This window comes from Campylobacter lari, from assembly GCF_001017575.1.
In the GTDB taxonomy this organism is placed as follows: Bacteria; Campylobacterota; Campylobacteria; order Campylobacterales; family Campylobacteraceae; genus Campylobacter_D; species Campylobacter_D lari_C.
Genome location: NZ_CP011372.1, coordinates 1 through 21,243, shown reverse-complemented (window position 1 = coordinate 21,243; position 21,243 = coordinate 1). Strand labels below are relative to the sequence as shown.

Below are 21,243 nucleotides of genomic sequence, written 5' to 3'. Positions count from 1 at the left end.
CGCTTAAAATAATGCTATAATTAATATTTTTTAGATAAAATAAATTTATGATAAAAGCAAAAAAACATTTTGGACAAAATTTTTTATGTGATAAAAGCGTGGTAGATAAAATCATCCAAGCCATACCCAAAGATACTAAAAATATAGTTGAGATTGGGCCTGGCTTAGGTGATTTAACGCAAGAACTTTTGAAAATCCCACAAGCTCATATTAGAGCTTATGAGATTGATAAAGATTTGATTCCTATTTTAAATAAAAAATTTCAAAATGAGATTGAAGGTGGAAATTTTGAGCTTATCCATCAAAATGCAAGTGATGCTTTTGATCAAGGAAGTTTAAGCGATAAAGAGTACTTTTTAGTAGCAAATTTACCATATTATATTGCTACAAATTTGATTTTAAAAGCCCTAGAAGATCAAAATTGCCTTGGGCTTATAGTAATGGTGCAAAAAGAAGTAGCACAGAAATTTTGTGCAAATGAAAAAGAAAGTAATTTTTCGGCTTTAGGGGTGCTTTGTGCATTAATATGCCAAAGACAAATGCTTTTTGACATACAACCACAAAGCTTTAATCCTCCGCCAAAAGTTACTTCAGCTGTAATGAAGTTAATAAAAACTACTCATTATCAGCAAAAATGTGAAAATATAGAAGCTTTTAAAGAATTTCTTAGAGCTTGTTTTCAAAACCCTAGAAAACAACTCTTATCTAATTTTAAAAATAAAAAAGAAAAAATTTTAAAAGCATTTGAAGCACTAGACATCTCTTCTACCTCAAGAGCTCATGAAATTAGCGTTGATTCATACCTTAAAATTTATGACTATTTAAAGGATGACTATGAGCGAAGAAAACAAAACTCAAGAGCAAAATAAAACTAAAAGATTTAATAAATTCAGAAACAAAAGAAAAAAAGATTCACAAAATCAAGAGCAAAATAGTGAAATTAAAAACGAAACAAAAGTAGAAAATACTCAAACTGAAGCTAGCGAAGAAAAAAAGAAAAAGAAAAAAAATAGAAATTTACCTTCTAAATTAAGTGGTAATGAGGAATGGCAAATAGAACTTGCCAAAAGCATAGAAGCTAATAAAATTATGCACGAACTAAGACTTCACCCTTTAAAACACAACAACTCAAGCGAACATAAAATTCGTATTACACCTTTGGGTGGGCTTGGGGAAATCGGTGGAAATATCACTGTTTTTGAAACCAACAACGATGCGATTATCGTTGATATAGGTATGAGTTTTCCAGATGGAACCATGCATGGAGTAGATATTATCATACCTGATTTTGACTATGTAAGAAAGATTAAAAACAAAATTCGCGCTATCATCATCACTCATGCTCATGAAGATCATATCGGTGCTGTGCCGTATTTTTTCAAAGAATTTCAATTTCCTATCTATGCAACACCTTTAGCATTAGGTATGATTTCAAATAAATTTGAAGAACATGGTTTAAAAGCTGAGCGTAAATGGTTTAGACCTATAACAAAAAGAAAAATTTATGAAATAGGCGAGTTTAACTTAGAATGGATTCATATAACCCACTCTATCATCGATGCTTGTGCTTTAGCCATTAAAACTAAAGCAGGAACCATCATACACACTGGTGATTTTAAAATAGATCAAACACCAATTGATGGTTATCCAACGGATTTAAGTCGTTTAGCTCAATATGGCGAAGAAGGTGTGCTTTGTCTTTTAAGTGATAGCACAAACTCATATAAAGAAGGTTACACAAAAAGTGAAAGCTCCGTAGGACCTACTTTTGATCAAATTTTTGCCAAAACTAAAGGCAGGGTAATCATGAGCACCTTTAGTTCTAATATCCACCGTGTATATCAAGCTATTAGCTATGGTTTAAAATATGGTAGAAAAGTGTGTGTTATAGGACGCTCTATGGAAAGAAATCTCTATACCACTATGGAACTTGGCTATATCAAACTTGATAGAAAAATTTTCATTGACGCTGATGAAGTAAGCAAATACAAAGACAACGAAGTACTAATTGTCACGACAGGAAGTCAAGGCGAGACCATGAGTGCTTTATATAGAATGGCAACTGATGAGCATAAATTTATCAAAATCAAACCTAGCGATCAAGTTATCATTTCAGCTAAAGCAATACCAGGTAATGAAGCAAATGTTTCTGCTGTGCTTGATTTTCTTTTAAAAGCAGGGGCTAAAGTAGCTTATCAAGAATTTAGCGAAATTCATGTAAGCGGACATGCTAGTATAGAAGAGCAAAAACTCATGCTAACTTTAGTAAAACCTAAATTTTTCTTACCAGTGCATGGAGAGTATAATCACATCAATAAACACAAAGAAACCGCTCTAAAATGTGGCATACCTGAAAGAAATATCTACTTAATGAGTGATGGTGATCAAGTAGAGCTTTGTCAAAAATACATCAAACGTGTAAAAACAGTTAAAACAGGAAAAGTCTTTGTAGATAATCAAATCAACAAACAAATCGCAGATGATGTAGTAATTGATAGACAAAAACTAGCAGATAGTGGCATAGTTGTCATCATTGCTCAGCTTGATAAAGCAAGTAAAACACTGATTAATAAACCAAGAGTATTTAGTTATGGCTTGGTAGCTGATAAACAAGATGGAGCATTCTCAAAAGAAATGAGTGATGTTTTAAGTCAATTTTTCCCAAATGTAAAAGATGAAATTTTAGATAATCCAAAAGTTTTAGAAGCTCAAATTAGGCAAGTACTAAGAAAGCATATTTTTAGAAAAATCAAAAAATATCCAACTATAGTACCAACTATTTTTGTGATGTAAAGTAAAATTATGAGAATTAATAAATTCATCTCACACAATAGCAAATATTCTCGCCGCGAGGCTGATGAGCTAATCAAGCAAGGCTTAGTAAAAATCAATAAAAAAACAGCCTTGCTAAGTGATAGTGTAAATGCTGAAGATAAAGTTTTTATCAATGGTAAAAAACTCCATAAAAAAACACAATTTTCAGTCATCATTTATCATAAACAAAAAGGTGAAATAGTTAGTAAAAAAGATGATAGAGGTAGAAAAACCATCTATCATACCCTGCCAAAACAATTTAGCACTTGGCTTAGTGTAGGAAGGCTTGACTTTGCAAGCGAGGGATTGCTTTTATTAACTGATTCGCCTGTGATAGCAGATGCGCTTATGCATAGTGATTTAGAAAGAGAATATTACTTAAAAGTAAAAGGTAATATAGATAAAAATGTCATTGAAGCTATGCAAAATGGCTTAGAAATTCAAAATGAAAAAAAAGGGGCTCATGCTAAAACTAAAATAACTTCAATGAGTTTTGCTCCATTTTTAGGCTTTGAAATTTTTGGCTCAAGCGGAGGCTATACGAAGCTAAAAGTAATCATTAATGAAGGTAAAAATAGAGAGCTAAGACGCTTTTTTGGGCATTTTGATTTAGAAGTGATGGATCTTAAAAGAGTAGCTTTTGGAGCATTAGATCTTGGTATGTTAAAAGCTGGCAAATATCGTTATTTGGAAAATGGCGAGTATGAAAAACTACGCGATTTTTTAAAAACAAATAATATTAGATATTAATACTTTAAAAATACTTAAATTAATTAAAATTTAATTTTATTTTTGTATAATTAGCAATTTAATTTATATAAAAAAGGAAAATTATGGCAAACCATAAATCTGCTGAAAAAAGAGCAAGACAAACTATCAAAAGAACTGAAAGAAATAGATTTTATAGAACAAGATTAAAAAACATTACAAAAGCGGTTCGTGAAGCAGCAGCAAATAATGATAAAGAAGCTGCACAAAATGCATTAAAAGTAGCTAATAAAAGTATTCACGCTATGGTAAGTCGTGGATTTTTGAAAAAACAAACTGCATCACGCCGTGTTAGCAGATTGGCATTATTGGTAAATAAATTAGCATAATTTAATGTTAGCTGATAAACTCAAACCTTTTTTAGCACGCTTTGATGAGTTAAACACTCTTCTTAGCGATGTTAATATCTCTAATGATATTTCTAAAATGACAGCTCTATCTAAAGAGCAAAAAAATTTAGAACCTATAGTAGAAAAAGCAAAAGAGTATCTCAAAACCTTAGATGATATAGAAGAAAACAAACTTCTTTTATCTGATCCTGAACTAGGGGAACTTGCAAAAGAAGAACTTAAAAATCTCGAAGTTTTAAAACCGCAACTTGAAGAAGAATTAAAAATTCTTTTACTACCTAAAGATCCAAATGATGATAAAAATATATTTTTAGAAATTCGTGCAGGAACAGGTGGTGATGAAGCTTCTTTATTTGTTGGGGATTTAGTAAAAGCTTATATACGCTATGCAGAAAATCGTGATTATAAATACGAAATCGTAAGCTCAAGTGAAGGTAGCGTAGGGGGATTTAAAGAAATCATCATTCTTATTAAAGGAAACGGAGCTTATTCGAGACTAAAATACGAAGGTGGCACGCACAGAGTTCAAAGAGTACCTGAAACAGAATCTCAAGGTAGAGTTCATACTTCAGCTATTACAGTGGCTATTATGCCTGAAGTTGATGATGTTGAAATTCAAATCAATCCAAATGATTTAAAAATCGATGTAATGCGTAGTAGCGGTCATGGTGGACAAAGCGTAAATACCACAGATAGTGCTGTAAGAATCACTCACATTCCAACAGGTATAGTTGTAGTAAATCAAGATGGTAAAAGCCAACACAAAAACAAAGAAAGCGCCATGAAAGTCTTAAAAGCAAGACTTTTTGAAATGCAAGAACAAGAACGCTTAGCTAAAGAAAGCGAGGCAAGAAAATCACAAGTTGGAAGTGGCGATAGAAGTGAGCGCATACGCACTTACAATTTCCCTCAAAATAGAATTAGCGATCATAGAATAAATCTTACTTTATATAGACTTGATGCGATTTTAGAAGGTGGGCTTTTTGATGAGATCATCGAGCCATTAATCGCTTATTATCAAGCAGAAGCTTTAAAACAAGAAAATTTATAATTTCTTGTTTTAATTATTACTTGCTAGCAAAACTCTATATTGTTCCTTATCAACATTCATCAAAAGAGAGGCGAGTTTAAAAGCTCTAAATTTTTCCATTACAAAAAGATCTTTGCTATCTTTTAAGACTATAGCAACTAAATTTTTCATTACTTTATCAAGCCAAATATTTTTATATTTATCATTTGCTGAATGGTATCTTCCAATGGCATTCCAACTAAAACCATGCTTTTGTATAATCTCATGAAGCAATCTTGCTGCTGTGTCGATATTTACACTAGATTTTACAATCTCTTTTTCGGCAATTTTATAGCGTTTTAAATGAATGCTATTAATTTGCATTAAACCATAATCTCTTGTTTGATTTTTATTTTTACCGATGATATTATGCTTGTATGCAGCATTTTCTGTTAAAGCTATAGCCTTAAGTAAAGCCATAGGTATGTTATATTTTCTAGCTGCAGCCTTAAAGTCTTTGTCGTATTTATAAAAATTTTCAGGTATATAAGTATCACCTATAAAAATTTTTGTATCAAAGGCAAAAGTAAAATTAAAAAATACTACTAATAATAAAATCCTTTTTAACATTTTACTCCTTTATATTACTTATGCTATAGCAAATTTATAAATAAAAAATATGTGAATAAGTTAATAAATTATCTAAGAATTTCTTTGATAGTAAGTTGAGGGGTAATTAATCCTCTAAAATTATTTTTGGAAACACTAGCTATAAAGTTGATATTTTCTCCAATTTCTGGCTCATAGTCAAAGTTAAAAAATAAAGCTTCTAAAGTCTTATTTCCTTGTGTTAGAATAAGCTTTATATGGTTTTCTTCCTTACCTAATCTTCTTTTATTTTTTACAAAAAGCTTATCAAATTTAAAATAAGGTCTTGGGTTTTTATGTCCAAAAGGTTCAAAAAATTCTAATATCTCTAAAAGTTCAAAATCAACTTCATTTGGGTCAATACTACCCAAAACCTCATCAGCATTATAAAAATCATCTTTAGGGATATTTTGACAAATTTCGTAAAGCTTACTTTTAAAAATACCAAATTTTTCAAGCTCTACTAAAACTCCGGCTGCACCTTTATGCCCACCATAGCTTAAAACAAATTCTTTAGCTTGTTCTATAACATTTAAAATATCTATCCTACCTACACTTCTAACGCTAGCTTTAGCTTTTTGCTCACATTCTGAAAAAACAAAGGCAGGTTTGTTAAAATGCTTTGCTAAACGACTTGCAACTATACCCAAAACACCCTCATGCCAATTTTGACCATTGACAATAATCACAGGATCATTTTCATCAACTTGTTCTAAACACTGCTTAAAAAGTTCGCGTTCTTCATCTTTACGGCTATTATTATAAGCAATGATTTGCTCTAAATACCCCATAACTTCATCAATATTTTTAGAATGCAAAAATTTATAAGAAATAATCGCATCATCCATTCTACCTGCACTATTAATCAAAGGTGCGATTAAAAAGCTAATATTATCAAGCTCAAATTTATCCTTACCAAAATACTGCTTAATCGCTTTAAATGCTACACGTTTTGAATCATTAATACACTCTATACCTTTTCTAACTAAGGCTCTATTTAAGTCTCTAAGCTCCATCATATCTGCGATAATTGCAATTGATAAAAGCTCTATAAATTTACACATATTATAATTAATCTTACATACTTCTTTTATCGCAGCGACTAAATACCAAGCCACTTGAGCTCCACAAATTTCAATATCAGGAAATTCACAATCTTGTTGTTTAGGATTAATGATCGCATAAGCTTTTGGTAAAATAGCTGGTGGCATATGGTGATCGGTAATGATTAAATCAATTCCTTTTTGTAAACAAAGCTCTGCTGCATCAAATGCTGCTATGCCATTATCTACAGTGATGATTAAATCTACCCCATCAAGTTCATTGATGATTTCTTCATTTAGACCATATCCATCTTTAAAACGATTTGGAATTTTTACCACATAATCATATCCGATATCATCAAAAAATTCAGATAAAATCACACAAGAAATCACCCCATCTACATCATAATCCCCAACAATAGCAAGCTTTTGATTTTTTTCAATCGCTTCTTTGATACGCAAAGCACCCTTATAGACATCTTTTAAACAAGATGGCATAGGTAAATCACAAAGCTTTACATGTGTATCGTTGATAAAACGCTGGTGTAAAATTTCTTTTATTTTAGCTTTATTTAGCATGATTTGTTAAAGATGCCTTGATAAAAGAAAAAATAGCCGGATTAACTCTAACTAAGCGTGAAGTAAATTCAGGGTGAAACTGCACTGCTAAGAAAAATGGATGATCTTTAAGCTCCACAGCCTCAACCAAACCTTCATTTTCCCCGCTTATAATAAGTCCATTTTTCTCAAACATTTCTTTGTATTTTGGATTAGCTTCATAGCGGTGGCGGTGACGTTCTTTTACGCTTTTTTGATTATCATAAACCTTACTTAAAAGTGTATTTGGCTTGATATGACACTCATAAGCCCCAAGACGCATAGTTCCACCAAGTGGAGTTTTACTTGTTCTAATTTGCTTTTCTCCACTTGCATCAATAAATTCATCAATCAAAAAGATGATAGGATTTTTACAATTTGGATTAAACTCATGAGAATTTGCATCTTCAAGTTTTAAAACATTGCGTGCAAATTCCACTAAAGAAAGCTGCATACCCAAACAAATTCCTAAAAATGGAATTTTATTTTCTCTTGCATATTGTATTGCTTTGATTTTTCCTTCTACCCCACGATAACCAAAACCACCTGCTACTAAAATCCCACTTACATCTTTAAAGCTTTCTTCAACATTTGCATTTTCTAATTTTTCACTATCAATCCATTTTAAATTTACTTTCGCATCAAGTGCTGCACCCGCATGGATAATGGCTTCTGTCAAGCTTTTATAACTTTCTTTTAAATCTACATATTTTCCTACAAAAGCAATGCTAAGTTCATTACTTGGAGCGATGACCCTTTTTACTAAAGAATCCCATTCGTTCATATTTGGCTTTAAATTTTGAAGATCTAATAAACTTGCAATAGAATTTAAAATATCTTGTTTTAAGAAATTTAGTGGAATTTGATAAATACTAGCTGCGTCCACACTTTCTATAACGCAGTTTTTTTCAACTCCACATGAAATTGCGATTTTGTCTTTTAACTCTCTATCTAAAGATTTTTCACTTCTACAAATAATCATATCAGGGCTTATACCTATACGGCGTAATTCTCCCACGCTATGTTGAGTTGGTTTTGTTTTAAGTTCTCCTGCTGCTTTAATAAATGGCACTAAAGTTAAGTGAATATTAATAGCGTTATATTTACCCACTTCAAGCTTTAAAGCTCTAATGGCTTCTAAAAATGGTAAACCTTCTATATCTCCTACTGTACCACCTATTTCAACGATTAAAATATCTTTATCAACTCCGGCTTTTTTAATGCGATCTTTTATCTCATCAACTATATGAGGGATTACTTGTATGGTTTTTCCTAAGTAATCTCCTCTTCTTTCTTTTTCTATAACACTTTGATAAACTCTTCCTGTTGTGAAGTTATTATCCTGAGATAAGCTCTCATTTAAAAATCTCTCATAATGTCCTAAGTCTAAATCTGTCTCAGCTCCATCATCTGTAACAAAAACTTCCCCATGCTCTAAAGGACTCATCGTACCAGGATCTACATTGATATAAGGATCTGCTTTTAAAATACTTACTTTTAAACCTGAATTTTTTAAAATCGTAGCTATAGAAGCTGCTGCTATACCTTTTCCTAATGAGCTTAAAACACCACCGGTTACAAAAATATACTTAGTTTGTTTTAATTTCATAAAATAACCTTAATTTCTTTTTTTGAAATTATAACGAATAAAAAATTTTATTTTTATAAACATTTGTGTAAAATTCAATTATTTTTGAAGGAATTTTTTGATGAAAATCACATTATTAAATCATACTCCACTTTCTGTATGCTCTCATGCGACAAGAACATGTTGGCAAAGTTTTGACAAAGGCGATTGTGGTGGCGAAAAAGATAAAGAATTAATCGATCGAGTGGGAAATAAATTCAAACATGCTTCAACCTTAGAGCATTTAAACTATACTTTTTATATACAAGGTATTTCAAGAGCATGCTTACAAGAAGTTGCAAGACACCGCCACACTAGTCCTAGTGTAAAAAGCACAAGATATACCTTAAAAGAACTAAGAAATGAAAGTGAATTTAAAGAAAATGACTTTGAAAATGCTAAAAGATACTTGGTATTAACTGGAAATGAAGTAGTAGATAATGCAAGTATCAAAGCTTTAGAAAATCTGCGTTTGATTTTGCAAAATAGTATTAGTTTAGACATAGCAAAATACTGCTTACCAGAAAGCTATAAAACAGAATTAACTTTAACGATTAATGCAAGAAGTTTGCAAAATTTTATCACTCTAAGAAGCTCAAAATCAGCCCTTTGGGAGATAAGACAACTCGCAAATGCTTTATTTGAGAACTTACCTGAGGAACATCAATTTATTTTTAAGCATTGTGTTTATCAAGAAGAAAATTCCCAAGATTGATTGGGAATTTTTACTATATTTTTTTAAGAAATTCAGTTTTTAAAACAATCACACCAAATTTATCTACTTTAGCTTCAATTTCAGTGTCTTTGTTTGTAAGTTTAATATTTTTTATAGTCGTGCCACGCTTTAAAGTAGTGCTTGCACCTTTAACCTTTAAATCTTTCACAACACTTACACTATCACCTGCATTAAGTTCGGTTCCATTTGCATCTTTTGGCATATATTCTCCTTAAAATTTATAAGTATATCCTAAATATAAACCATAATTTGTTTGTTTAGGATCATAAAAGTTTGATGAATTAGCAGTGCTGAAATTTCTTGTATCATAATGAGTTTGTTCAGCTTTAAAACCAAACTCAATTTCATTTGCTTGATTTAACTCATATAAAGCACCGATTTTTGCCCCATATGTATAACCATCAAAGTCTTGAGATAATGATAAAATACTTGTTTTTAAAGTCATATTCGTTCTTGCATAACCACCATATACACCTAAAACTACTCTTGTTTTTTCAAAGATTTTTGGAGTAAAATCATAACCAAGTAAAAATTTATGTGTAATAAATTCTCCATCAATTTTAAACTTTGCAGTATTGATTACATCACTAAATTCACTTGAGTAATTATAAGCACCATAAAGTCTATGGTTTTCACTAAAACGATAACCAACTCTTAAACCAAAAACAGGAACATCACCTTCTAAATCACCATTATATTTAATATTTTTTGTTTTACTATGATCAAGATCAGATTTTACCTTAGTATGAAACCATCCTGCATCAATACCTAAAAGCAAACCTGAATTTTCATCAGCTAAAGCTAAATTTGAAACCAAAGCAACACTTGCAACTAAAGAAAATAATTTAAATTTCATATTTTCCTCCTTTTAGAATAAGACTCAATATATCCTTTTATTTTTAATAAAAACTTAATTTTGTGGTACTACTAAGTCAGATCTGCATTCAATCACAGTATGTACATTGCCACGAGGGTTAAAATCACCTACTACTTTTATCCATTTTGGATCAAGTTTTTCTTTTAAAGTATTATAAATTTCATTAATGCTTGCTTCATGTGAAACATTTCTATACATAAAGGTATTGATATAAAGTTTGATTGCTTTAAGTTCTACTACTAATTTATTTGGAATGTATTCTAAGTAAATCGTAGCAAAATCAGGATACCCACTACGCGGACAACAACACATAAATTCAGGTAAAGTAATTTTAATCACATAATCATTTTTGGCATCATTTGGCCAAACTTCCATATTTTCTACACTAAATTCTTTGATTTCTTTTTCACCATATCGCATTTATAATCCTTAGTTTGTTTTTAAAACTTTATAATACCACAATATTTTATATTTTATTTTGACAAAATTTAAAAAGTTTATCTTGAAGTAAGAGTAATTTTTCACTTTCATTGCTAAGAATTTTTATACACAAACCCTCATAAAAAAGTTGATTTATATCGTCAAATGAAGCTTTTAATTCTTCATAAAACTCATCATATCCAAAAAGATAAATACTCAAATAATGTGTATGATTTGCAAAAAAATTAAATTCATTTTCTTTCATATAAGAAGGATTGATTTTAATTTTATCATTTAAAATTAAAGTATCATTTCTGTAAATTTGAGTTAAACTCTCATAATTTTTAAAAGCAAATTTTTCATCCATAGCCACTCTACCAAAAATGACAAAATCAACATAAACTAATCTTGAAAAAGAAGCTAGATTGATCTTTGTATTTTGTATAAAATTTGCATTTTCTTGAAGCAAAAGTGGCTTTGGCATATAAAAAAAGCTTGCATTTTCTTCAAGAGTATAATCAATATTTTTACTCGCAAAAGAATCTTTAGTATCATATACCTTTTCATAACTTTGTGTGAGTATAGCGGTGTTTGTATTTTTCTTACATATGATTTCAAAACTTAAATGATCCTCTTTGAAAATTCCAGCACTAGAGTTTAAAACATATATACTAGTTAATTTTTTATCATAAAAATTCCTCATAAGCTTAAAAGGAGGAGTGAAAAAAGAATTTTTTATGATAGTTTTTTCATTGATAGTATCTAATGTAAGTTTAAAAACACTCTTTTGAGCAAACAAATCAATCCTTTAAAAGTGTGTATTTTTTAATCCAAGTAATGATTTCTTCTAAACCTTCTTTAGTTTGAAGATTACTCATGATAAAAGGTCTATCTCCACGCATTTTTAAAGTATCTTCTTGCATGATTTTTAAAGAAGCATTCACATAAGGAGCTAAGTCTATTTTATTGATAATCATTAAATCAGATCTACAAATAGCAGGACCACCTTTGCGTGGAATTTTTTCTCCTTGAGCAACATCTATAACAAAGATAAAAAAATCCACAAGTTCAGGTGAAAAAGTCATTGATAAATTATCTCCGCCACTTTCTATAAAAATAAGATCTAAATCACTAAAACGCTCTTGTAAAAGTTCAACGGCTTCAAGATTACAAGAAGCATCTTCTCTAATGGCTGTATGAGGACAACCTCCAGTTTGTACTCCAATGATTCTTTCTTTTTCAAGAACGCCTTGTTTGATTAAAAAATTTGCATCTTCATTTGTATAAATATCATTTGTAATCACAGCCAAAGAAAGTTCATCTTTTAAAGCTTGGCATAAATTTAATACCAAAGCTGTTTTACCACTACCTACAGGACCACCTATGCCTATTTTAACCATTATAACCCTTTTAAGAAATATAAATTTTAAATGCTAAATTTTGGTGTTTTATACTCAAATAATCATTTAAGATATTGTGATTTTCACACCAATCTTTTAAAGTTAAATTTTGTAATTTAGAAAGAACATTTTGAAAATCTTGCTGTAGTTGAAAAAGTAAAATCTGCCCTTCATTTTGTGATAAAGGCACGATTTTTACAAGAATATTAACAAAATTACTCATTAAAGCAAACAAAAAACTTTCATACATAAAATCAAGTTCATTATCTTTACAAAATAAAGCATACACAAAAGGATAAATAGGAGTTTGATTTTCTTTAATGTATTGATTTAATAAAGGATTTGATAATCCATAAAGACTGACATTTTTTACAAAGCGTTTAGCTAAAAAAACATAAGCTTGACTTTGTTCTTTTGCAACTATACTTGATAAAAATTTTCTTTGATAAATTAGTAAATTTTTTACATCATTTGCATTTTCATAAGCTATTTTCAAAGCTAAAAGCTCAAAATACAAAATATTAGAATAAAGCTGAGTTTTTAAAACTTTTTTAGCATCTTCTATATTTTTTATATAAGCAAAATTCACATAAGATTCTAAACCAAAAGAATGTGAAAAAGATCCTATAGGAAAAGAAGAATCACTAATTTGTAAAAGTAAAAAATTTAATTTATTCATCTTTATTCTTTAATAAGTTTAAAATTTGGATCAACTTGGATAAAACTTGGCATATCAAGCATATATTTTGGCTCTAAAATTTCCTCACATTTTTCGTATTTTATATTAAATTTTTCTAAAAACCTTATGATAGAGTTTTGCTCTAAAGTAATGAGTTTATGATCTTTATAAAATAAATTTAAATGCATATTACCCACTTGATAACTTATTAAAGCAAGGTTGTATTCATTTTCTATGTGAATTTTTAAAACCTTTTCAGGTTTGATTTTCACTAAAATCAAAAAATCCTCATCATATAAACAATCATTATGATTTAAACCTTTATTATTAGGCATTTTTATAGCGACATCTAGTCCTTTTAAAGTCGTTGTTCTTAATATCTTTTTAAAAGTATCAAACCAACTAAGCTCTAAAAAATCGCATTCTTTGTTTAAATCATAATGCGTTATTTTATTTTGAAGTAAAATCATTAAATCATAAAATATTTTCTAGCTAAAGCTAAAGAATCAACGCTCTTAGAGCTAATAAGCTCACCATTTATTTTTACTTCATAAGTTTGTGGATTTACTTCTATATCTTGAACTTTATCATTAAATTTCAAGTCTTTTTTAGTGATATTTCTACAATTTTTTACTGCAACACATTTTCTTTTTAAGCTTAATTTTTCAGGCATATTAGCTTCTAAAGAAGCTTTAGAAACAAAATGCAAAGCATTTTCATTTAAATTTGCTCCAAACATTTTTTCATAGATAATAGGCTCAGGTGTTGGGATAGAAGCATTAGCATCGCCTATTTTTGCACCTACTATCAAGCCACCTTTTAAAATAAGCTTTGGTTTTACTCCAAAAAATTTAGGTTGCCAAAGCACTAAATCAGCAAATTTTCCTACTTCAATAGAACCAACATAACTATCAATCCCATGTGCGATAGCAGGATTTATAGTGTATTTTGCTATATAGCGTTTAATACGGAAATTATCATCTAAATCATTATCTTCTTTCAAGGCACCAAATTCTTTTTTACATTTATCAGCACTTTGCCATGTTCTTAAAATCACCTCACCTACGCGTCCCATAGCTTGAGAATCACTACTCATAATGCTAAAAACACCCATATCATGAAGTTTATCTTCTGCTGCTATAGTTTCAGGACGAATTCTACTATCTGCAAATTCAACATCTTCTTTGATTTTATTATCTAAATGATGACAAACCATAAGCATATCTAAATGCTCATCAATGGTATTTTTAGTAAAAGGCATAGTAGGATTAGTACTTGCAGGTAAAACATTTTTAAAACCTGCCATTTTAATAATATCAGGAGCATGACCACCACCTGCACCTTCAGTGTGAAAAGTATGGATAACTCTACCATTAATAGCTTTAATCGTATCTTCTACAAAACCTGCTTCATTTAAAGTATCTGTATGGATAGCTACTTGTATATCCATTTCATCAGCTATATTTAAACTAGCATCAATCACACTAGAAGTAGCACCCCAGTCTTCATGAATTTTTAAGCCACATGCACCAGCTATAATTTGTTCTTTTAAAGCATTTTTATTGCTTGAATTTCCTTTACCTAAAAAGCCAAAATTCATAGGGTAATTTTGCGTAGCTTTTAACATAGAATGTATATGATAAGCCCCACTTGTACAAGTTGTAGCATTTGTTCCCTCACTTGGTCCTATGCCACCTCCTATCATAGTAGTAACACCACTATATAAAGCACATTCAATTTGAGTTGGAGAAATAAAATGTATATGAGTATCAATACCACCTGCAGTTACTATTAAACCTTCTGCACCAATAATATCTGTACTTGTGCCTATAATTAAGCTAGGATCAACTCCATCTTGTATATCAGGATTACCTGCTTTTCCTATGCCTACTATATAGCCATTTTTTATCCCAATATCTGCTTTATAAATACCGGTATAATCAACAATCAAAGCATTAGTTAAAACTAAATCCGGAAAGTCTCCCTCACTCACACTTTGAGCCATACCATCTCTGATATTTTTACCACCACCAAATTTAACTTCTTCACCATATAAAGTATAATCTTTTTCTACTCTTAAAATTAAATCTGTATCTGCTAATCTTACTCTATCATTAGTTGTTGGACCATACATATTCACATAGTCTTTTTTGCTAATCTTAATCAAAGAAATCCTTTCTCTTTTGCTTTTGATAAAGCTTTAGTTTTATTTTCATCATTGATAAAATCATCACAAAGATTATTAAAACCTAAAACCTTTTTTAAACCACCAAATTCTATTAAACTTACTGTTTTTTCTTCACCTGGTTCAAATCTCACACTTGTTCCTGAAGCGATATTTAACCTTTTACCATAAGCTTTTTCTCTATCAAAAGACAAAAAGCGATTAACCTCAAAGAAATGAAAATGTGAGCCAACTTGTATAGGACGATCACCTTTATTGCTTACTTTGATTTCTATAGAAGTTTTATTTTCATTCAGCACAATAAATTCTGATGATAAAAATATCTCTCCAGCTTTTATTTTATCATCATTTGCTATAGGTTCGTGTATAGTAACTAATTTTGTACCATCTTCAAAAGGAAGTTCTATTTGAATTTCATCAAGCATACTTGCAACACCATCTATCACATCTTCACTTGTAAGTAAAGTTTTTCCTATGCTCATCAATTCACTTACACTTAAATTTTTTCTTGCAAGTTCCATTAATTCATAACATATATAAGCTAAAGCTTCATTGTAATTTAATTTTATTTTTTGCTCTTTTCTATCTTTAGCGATTTTCCCTGCATAATGAAGCATTAATCGTTGCAATTGCTGCTGAGTAAAATGCATTTTAATCCTTATAATTTTTTAGATATTATATAACTATTTACTTGCTTTTAGGCAAAAAATTCTATTGCATTTTTTAATTCAGTTTCATAGTCTTTTTGAATTTCTATAAAAGGAAGATTTAAATTTTCACATTGAGTTTTAAGTTTTTGATGATCTAAAATAAGAGTGTTTATTTCTTCTTTTTCGCTAAATAAACGCTTTTCTATAGCATTTTCATTTTGATAGATTAATTCATAATTTTGTAAAATATATTCTTTTGAAAAAATGATATAAAGTATTTTAACATCAGAATGATTTTGAAATTTTTGTAGCTTTTTTGGAGTAAGATAAATTCCTTCAATAATTAAATTTTGTTTATTTTCTATACAAGTTTGAATTATACCATCTACAATAGGAAATAAAAACTCAGCTATTTTTTCATCCTCATCTACTTTAAAAGGAAAATCTTTCATTCCTTTAATCAAACCCATTTTTAGATGATCTAAACTCAAATAAGGATAAGAAAATTTTTCAAGAAGTTTTTGAGCAAGCAAGGTCTTTCCACTATGACCTTGCCCTCCAATTAAAAAAATCATTTAAAGATTAAACATCCAAATGTTTAACATCTTTAGCATGAGCTTGTATATACTCACGGCGTGGTTCTACATCATCACCCATGAAAAGGTTGAAAGTATCGTTTGCTCTTTGAGCATCTTCTATGGTGATTTTTAATAAACGACGATTACTTGGATCCATAGTTGTTTCCCAAAGTTGTTCAGGATTCATCTCACCAAGACCTTTATAGCGTTGTATATAAGCACCTTTTTTAGCATTTTTTTCAACTTCATCTAAAATTTCTAAAATATCTTTATCAAATTTTAAATCTCTATCTTTGATTTTTTGATAAATATAATTTGCCTCTTCATATAAAGGATTAGCAAATAAATCATCATTGATGATAAGCTCTTCTAAACCATTTTCAGTTTGCACATAAACACGAATTTCATTTTCATTGATGTATGAATTTAAGATATTGTGACTTTGTTTTTCTAAAAATTCTTTTATAACTTTAAATAATTCTTCATTAGAAGCTTTTATCAAATCAGGATTTTCTATCAAATACCTAATCACTGAAATTACATTAAATCTTTTTTCTAATTCTTTTAAAACACTTCTATAAGCTGCAACGATTTTTAGAAAATCTTTTAAATCATTTAATCCTATGCCCTCATAAGTAGAACTCTCTATACCTGTTTCGATCAAATAATCATTTAAAGCTTTTTCATCTTTTAGATAAATTTCTTTTTTCTGTCCTTTTTTATAGCGATATAAAGGTGGTTGAGCTAAATAAATATGTCCATTTGTTACAAGATCATTCATAAAGCGGAAGAAAAATGTCAAAAGCAAAGTTTGTATGTGAGAACCATCCACATCAGCATCGGTCATGATAATGATTTTATGATATCTTAGTTTTTCTATATCAAACTCATCACCGATCCCACAACCAAAAGCTGTGATCATATTTTGAATTTGTTCACTTTTTAAAATTTTATCTAGTCTTGCTTTTTCAACATTGAGTATTTTACCTCTTAAAGGTAAAATCGCTTGGAAAGTTCTTTCTCTACCTTGTTTTGCAGAACCTCCCGCACTATCACCCTCAACTAAGTAAATTTCACTTTCACTTGGATCTTTACTTTGACAATCAGCTAATTTTCCTGGCAAAGTTCCTACACTTGAACTTTCTTTTTTTCTTGTTAGCTCTCTAGCTTTTTTAGCTGCTTCTCTACCACGAGCTGCCATTAAGGCTTTATTCATGATAGCTTTTGCTTCGATAGGATTTTCTTCAAAATATTTTGTCAAATACTCAAAAGAAGCCTTAGAAACTATAGGTCTAACATAACTTGAACCTAATTTTCCTTTAGTTTGTCCTTCAAATTGTGGCTCAGGTACTTTTACACTTACAACTGCTATCAAACCTTCTCTTACATCATCACCTGTGATTTTAGAATCTTTCTCTCTAGCACTAGCATTTGCTTCAATGTAATTACTAATAACACGAGTTAAGCCCATTCTAAAACCTGCTTCGTGTGTTCCACCATCTGGAGTTTTGATATTATTTACAAAAGAAAGTAAATTTTCACTATAACTATCATTATAAAGCAATGCTACTTCAACATTTACATCTTCTTCATCTACATTGAAAAATATTGCCTTAGTTAAAGCTTGTTTTTTATTTAAATCTGTAATAAACTGACTTATACCACCTTCAAAATGAAAACTTTCTGCTTTTCCTACGCGGTTATCTTTAAAATTTATAGTAATTTTTGGATTTAAATATGCAAGTTCACGAAATCTTTTAGCTAAAATTTCATAATCAAAATCAGTCACTTCAAAAATTTGATCATCTGGCCAAAATTCTATGATTGTTCCTGTTTTTTTACTTTTACCTATGGTTTCAAAATTACTTGTGACTTTACCTTCTGAAAATTCTTGGCGATAAATTTCTCCATCTCTATGCACTGTAGCAACTAATTTTTTTGATAAAGCATTTACAACGCTCACACCAACCCCGTGTAAACCACCTGAAACTTTATAAGTATCTTTATCAAATTTTCCACCTGCATGAAGTACGGTTAAAACTACAGTTAAAGTTGGAATATTTTCAGTAGGGTGAATTCCTACAGGAATTCCTCTACCATTATCACTTACTATACAAGAACCTTCTGTGGTAATTTCTACATTAATCGTGTCACAAAAACCTGCCATAGCTTCATCGATAGAATTATCTACTACTTCATAAATCATATGATGAAGACCGCCTATATTGGTATCACCTATGTACATACCAGGGCGTTTTCTAACAGCTTCTAAGCCTTTTAAAACTTTAATATTTCCTGCGCCGTAATTTTGATTTTCTTGCATTTATTTTCCTTATAAAATAACTGGCATAATTACAGTTTGTAATTCTTCACTTGAAACTAAAAATGCCATATGAGGTTCATTTATGCTAAGTTTGAATGTTTCACTTTCAATAGAATTTAAAAAGTCAGTGATGAATTTATTTTTTATACAAAGATTAAATTCCTCATCTATATTAAGTTCCATTTCAAGTTCAGTTTTTGCTTCCATATTATCTAAACTAATACCTTCAAACACAAGTTTATCTTTATGGAAATTTAATTTCATTTTTTCAGTAATTACATTGATTTTTTTCAATGCATCCATAAATTCTTCTGTTTTAAAAATAAATTCTTTTGTGATATTTTTTGGAATTACTCTTTCATAATCAGGGAATTTATCATTAATAAGTTTTGTGAAAAACTCAAAATTATCATTTTTTGCAATCAATATATTTTCATCATAATAAATTTCAATTTTTTCAAAAAAGATTTTTTGCATTTCTAAAATAGCTTTTTTAGGAATACAAAGGTTAAATTCTTTTTCATTTGTTTTATTTAGTGTAAAAACCGCTAAGCGTTTAGTATCTGTTCCTACAAAGCTAATGTGGGTTGTTTTTATATCAAGTAAAGCACCATTTAAAGAATACTTTGGATTATTTGTATCAACTGCAGGTAGGATTTTTTTCAAAGATCTACTCAAATCACTTGAATCAATATCAAATTTATCTTTTCCTTCAGTGCTTGGGAAATTTGGAAAATCTTCATAATTAAACATAGGAAGTTTATATTTAGTTCCTTTTTGTCTAATAAAAAGGAAATTTTCTATGGTTTCTAGGACTACATCTTCGTTATTTAAACTTTTTATAATATCTAAAATACTTTTAGCATTAGCAGTTGCAAAACCTGCACTTTCAACTTTGATTTTTTTGATTTTATAATTAATACCTATTTCATAATCACTTGCCCTTATGATTAATTTATCTTCAATTACTTCAAAAAGTAAGTGAGAAGCGATATTGCTTGAGTCTTTTTTATCTACATAAGAATTAGTTAAAACTATGGCAGATTCTAAAGTGTTTTTATTAATGCTAATTTTCATTTTTACTTCCTTTGTTTTTTTAAATTTATTTTATCATAATAATAAGCAATGTGAAAATGTGAAATGCTTTTTAAAAGTCTTTTTTTATAGAAATTTTACTTATAGAATAAAATTTTTTGTTTTTCACTTTTATTCACAGGGTGCTTTTTATTTTTGTCAAAATTTTATTTCTTAATTCTTCTACTATGGCTTTTAAGTTTTCATTTTCACCCATTAGCTCTTGAATTTTTTTAATATTATGTGAAATGGCCGTATGATCTTTCATATTAAAAAATCTAGCAAGTTGAGGCATAGACATAGTTGTAAGTTCTCTTGCTAAATATATCACAACCCTTCTTGCCATAACGATATTTTGTGTTTTTTTGTTTGATTTTATATCATTAGGTTTAAGATTATAGCTTTTTGAAACATCAGCAAGTATATCTTCAACACTGATATTTTCTTTTGTTTCTTTAATGTGATCTTTCATAAAGCTTTTAACAATTTCTAAAGTGATTTCTTGGTTAAAAAGCCTTGCTTGCGCATTTAAATTTGTAATCATGCCTTCAATTTCTCGGATATTATCTCCCATTGAAGTAGCGATGTAACTTATAACTTCAGGTTTGAGATAAATAGCATTAAATTCGCATTTTTTCTTAATAATTGCGATTTTTGTATCAAGTTGAGGTGGAGTGATATCTGCAATGATCCCATTTGCAAAACGGCTTTTTAAGCGTTCTGTTATACCTTTTAACATATTTGGAGGATTGTCACTTGTCATGATGATTTGTCCAAATTTTTCCTTGATTTCATTAAAAGTAAAGAAAAATTCTTCTTGAATTTTATCTGTTTTACCTAAAAACTGCACATCATCGATGAGTAAAACATCGCAATTTTTGTATTTTTCATGGAATTTACTCATGGTTTTGTTATTTAAATGCATGGTAAAATCATTGATAAAATTATCACTTGTAGCATAAATAACTTTATATCCATTATCCAAGCATACATTTCCGACAGCTTGAAGCAAGTGAGTTTTTCCAAGTCCTGTAGGGCCATAGATAAAGATAGGATTGTATAATTTTCCAAGTTTGCTTTTATCGGTAATGGCTTTGCAGGTTGCATAGGCAAATTGATTAGAATCTCCTACAACAAAACTTTCAAAAGTAAAAGAAGGATTTAAAATAGTACTTTGAAATTTAATCTGTGAAATATCTGTAGAAAAATGTTTTTTCTCTACCTTTTGATCATTTGTGATGATTTTAACTTGAGGGTTAATTCCTGTTTTTACTTCATAAAAATAAGCTAGTTTTTGTGCGTATTTTGTTTGTATAAATTTAGCCAAAAAATGATTTGGTGCGATAAATACTAAGATATTATTTTTACTTAATTTTTCACTAAATTGTAAGTGAGAAATGTAAGTATTGTATTCGTTATTGCTAATTTCAGTTTTAAACTCAAGTAAAAAATCTTTTATATTCAT

The 21,243-nt window shown here is 29.4% G+C and carries 22 protein-coding genes; 6 read left to right on the top strand and 16 right to left on the bottom strand.

Annotated elements, in window-relative coordinates:
• Positions 1-47: 47 nt before the first annotated feature.
• The 5 genes from rsmA (at position 48) to prfA (ending at position 4,983) form a co-directional block, all read left to right on the top strand.
• Positions 48-869 carry a 16S rRNA (adenine(1518)-N(6)/adenine(1519)-N(6))-dimethyltransferase RsmA gene (gene rsmA / locus CD56_RS00115; RefSeq protein ID WP_039627644.1) on the top strand — a complete coding sequence of 274 codons (822 nt, stop codon included), beginning with the start codon at positions 48-50 and terminating at the stop codon, positions 867-869.
• Positions 835-2,793: a ribonuclease J gene (locus tag CD56_RS00110; RefSeq protein WP_087689676.1), complete on the top strand. Its 1,959-nt coding sequence runs from the start codon at positions 835-837 to the stop codon at positions 2,791-2,793. The genes rsmA and CD56_RS00110 overlap by 35 nt, the downstream gene beginning before the upstream one ends.
• Positions 2,794-2,802: 9 nt before the next feature.
• Positions 2,803-3,564: a pseudouridine synthase gene (locus tag CD56_RS00105; protein ID WP_047207830.1), complete on the top strand. Its 762-nt coding sequence runs from the start codon at positions 2,803-2,805 to the stop codon at positions 3,562-3,564.
• Positions 3,565-3,647: 83 nt separating this feature from the next.
• A complete protein-coding gene (rpsT, locus tag CD56_RS00100) occupies positions 3,648-3,911 on the top strand; it encodes a 30S ribosomal protein S20 (RefSeq protein WP_039617063.1) in 264 nt (87 codons plus the stop codon).
• Between the two features lie 4 nt (positions 3,912-3,915).
• Entirely contained in the window at positions 3,916-4,983 is a 1,068-nt protein-coding gene (gene prfA / locus CD56_RS00095) for a peptide chain release factor 1 (protein WP_039617060.1), read from the top strand.
• 9 nt (positions 4,984-4,992) lie between these two features.
• Here prfA and CD56_RS08035 read toward each other — a convergent pair whose 3' ends face one another.
• The 3 genes from CD56_RS08035 to CD56_RS00080 form a co-directional block, all read right to left on the bottom strand.
• Positions 4,993-5,571, bottom strand: coding sequence for a lytic transglycosylase domain-containing protein (locus CD56_RS08035; protein ID WP_052768346.1), 579 nt, complete (start codon positions 5,569-5,571; stop codon positions 4,993-4,995).
• A gap of 68 nt (positions 5,572-5,639) precedes the next feature.
• Positions 5,640-7,211 (bottom strand): single-stranded-DNA-specific exonuclease RecJ, encoded by a 1,572-nt coding sequence (gene recJ / locus CD56_RS00085; protein ID WP_047207829.1) that lies wholly within the window; start codon positions 7,209-7,211, stop codon positions 5,640-5,642.
• Positions 7,201-8,838, bottom strand: coding sequence for a CTP synthase (locus CD56_RS00080; protein ID WP_039627637.1), 1,638 nt, complete (start codon positions 8,836-8,838; stop codon positions 7,201-7,203). The genes recJ and CD56_RS00080 overlap by 11 nt, the downstream gene beginning before the upstream one ends.
• A 100-nt stretch (positions 8,839-8,938) precedes the next feature.
• Between CD56_RS00080 and thyX the strand changes: the two genes are divergently transcribed.
• Complete coding sequence (gene thyX, locus CD56_RS00075; protein WP_039617054.1) at positions 8,939-9,571, top strand: FAD-dependent thymidylate synthase; 633 nt, start codon at positions 8,939-8,941, stop codon at positions 9,569-9,571.
• A gap of 13 nt (positions 9,572-9,584) precedes the next feature.
• Here the strand turns inward: thyX and CD56_RS00070 are convergent, their stop codons facing one another.
• The 13 genes from CD56_RS00070 to dnaA form a co-directional block, all read right to left on the bottom strand.
• Positions 9,585-9,794: an alkylphosphonate utilization protein gene (locus CD56_RS00070; RefSeq protein WP_039617052.1), complete on the bottom strand. Its 210-nt coding sequence runs from the start codon at positions 9,792-9,794 to the stop codon at positions 9,585-9,587.
• A 9-nt stretch (positions 9,795-9,803) separates the two neighbouring features.
• Complete coding sequence (locus tag CD56_RS00065; RefSeq protein ID WP_047207828.1) at positions 9,804-10,448, bottom strand: outer membrane beta-barrel protein; 645 nt, start codon at positions 10,446-10,448, stop codon at positions 9,804-9,806.
• Between the two features lie 54 nt (positions 10,449-10,502).
• On the bottom strand, positions 10,503-10,889 hold the full coding sequence (gene queF / locus CD56_RS00060) for a preQ(1) synthase (protein WP_039617048.1): 387 nt from the start codon (positions 10,887-10,889) through the stop codon (positions 10,503-10,505).
• A 46-nt stretch (positions 10,890-10,935) separates the two neighbouring features.
• Complete coding sequence (locus CD56_RS00055; protein WP_047207827.1) at positions 10,936-11,688, bottom strand: urease accessory protein UreD; 753 nt, start codon at positions 11,686-11,688, stop codon at positions 10,936-10,938.
• A 1-nt stretch (position 11,689) separates the two neighbouring features.
• On the bottom strand, positions 11,690-12,289 hold the full coding sequence (gene ureG / locus CD56_RS00050; RefSeq protein ID WP_039617044.1) for an urease accessory protein UreG: 600 nt from the start codon (positions 12,287-12,289) through the stop codon (positions 11,690-11,692).
• Positions 12,290-12,299: 10 nt separating this feature from the next.
• The gene (locus CD56_RS00045) at positions 12,300-12,968 is read right to left on the bottom strand and encodes an urease accessory protein UreF (RefSeq protein ID WP_047207826.1); all 669 of its coding nucleotides are present in this window, start codon (positions 12,966-12,968) and stop codon (positions 12,300-12,302) included.
• A 2-nt stretch (positions 12,969-12,970) separates the two neighbouring features.
• Positions 12,971-13,438, bottom strand: coding sequence for an urease accessory protein UreE (locus tag CD56_RS00040; RefSeq protein ID WP_047207825.1), 468 nt, complete (start codon positions 13,436-13,438; stop codon positions 12,971-12,973).
• Positions 13,438-15,135 (bottom strand): urease subunit alpha, encoded by a 1,698-nt coding sequence (gene ureC / locus CD56_RS00035; RefSeq protein WP_047207824.1) that lies wholly within the window; start codon positions 15,133-15,135, stop codon positions 13,438-13,440. Before ureC ends, CD56_RS00040 begins: the two co-directional genes overlap by 1 nt.
• Positions 15,132-15,803: an urease subunit beta gene (gene ureB / locus CD56_RS00030; RefSeq protein WP_039617037.1), complete on the bottom strand. Its 672-nt coding sequence runs from the start codon at positions 15,801-15,803 to the stop codon at positions 15,132-15,134. The genes ureC and ureB overlap by 4 nt, the downstream gene beginning before the upstream one ends.
• Before the next feature lie 47 nt (positions 15,804-15,850).
• Positions 15,851-16,378, bottom strand: a complete 528-nt coding sequence (locus CD56_RS00025) for a zeta toxin family protein (RefSeq protein ID WP_047207823.1) — start codon at positions 16,376-16,378, stop codon at positions 15,851-15,853.
• A 7-nt stretch (positions 16,379-16,385) separates the two neighbouring features.
• Positions 16,386-18,704 carry a DNA topoisomerase (ATP-hydrolyzing) subunit B gene (gyrB, locus tag CD56_RS00020; protein WP_047207822.1) on the bottom strand — a complete coding sequence of 773 codons (2,319 nt, stop codon included), beginning with the start codon at positions 18,702-18,704 and terminating at the stop codon, positions 16,386-16,388.
• Positions 18,705-18,713: 9 nt separating this feature from the next.
• Positions 18,714-19,781, bottom strand: coding sequence for a DNA polymerase III subunit beta (gene dnaN, locus CD56_RS00015; protein WP_047207821.1), 1,068 nt, complete (start codon positions 19,779-19,781; stop codon positions 18,714-18,716).
• A 133-nt stretch (positions 19,782-19,914) separates the two neighbouring features.
• Positions 19,915-21,243 carry a chromosomal replication initiator protein DnaA gene (dnaA, locus tag CD56_RS00005; RefSeq protein WP_047207819.1) on the bottom strand — a complete coding sequence of 443 codons (1,329 nt, stop codon included), beginning with the start codon at positions 21,241-21,243 and terminating at the stop codon, positions 19,915-19,917.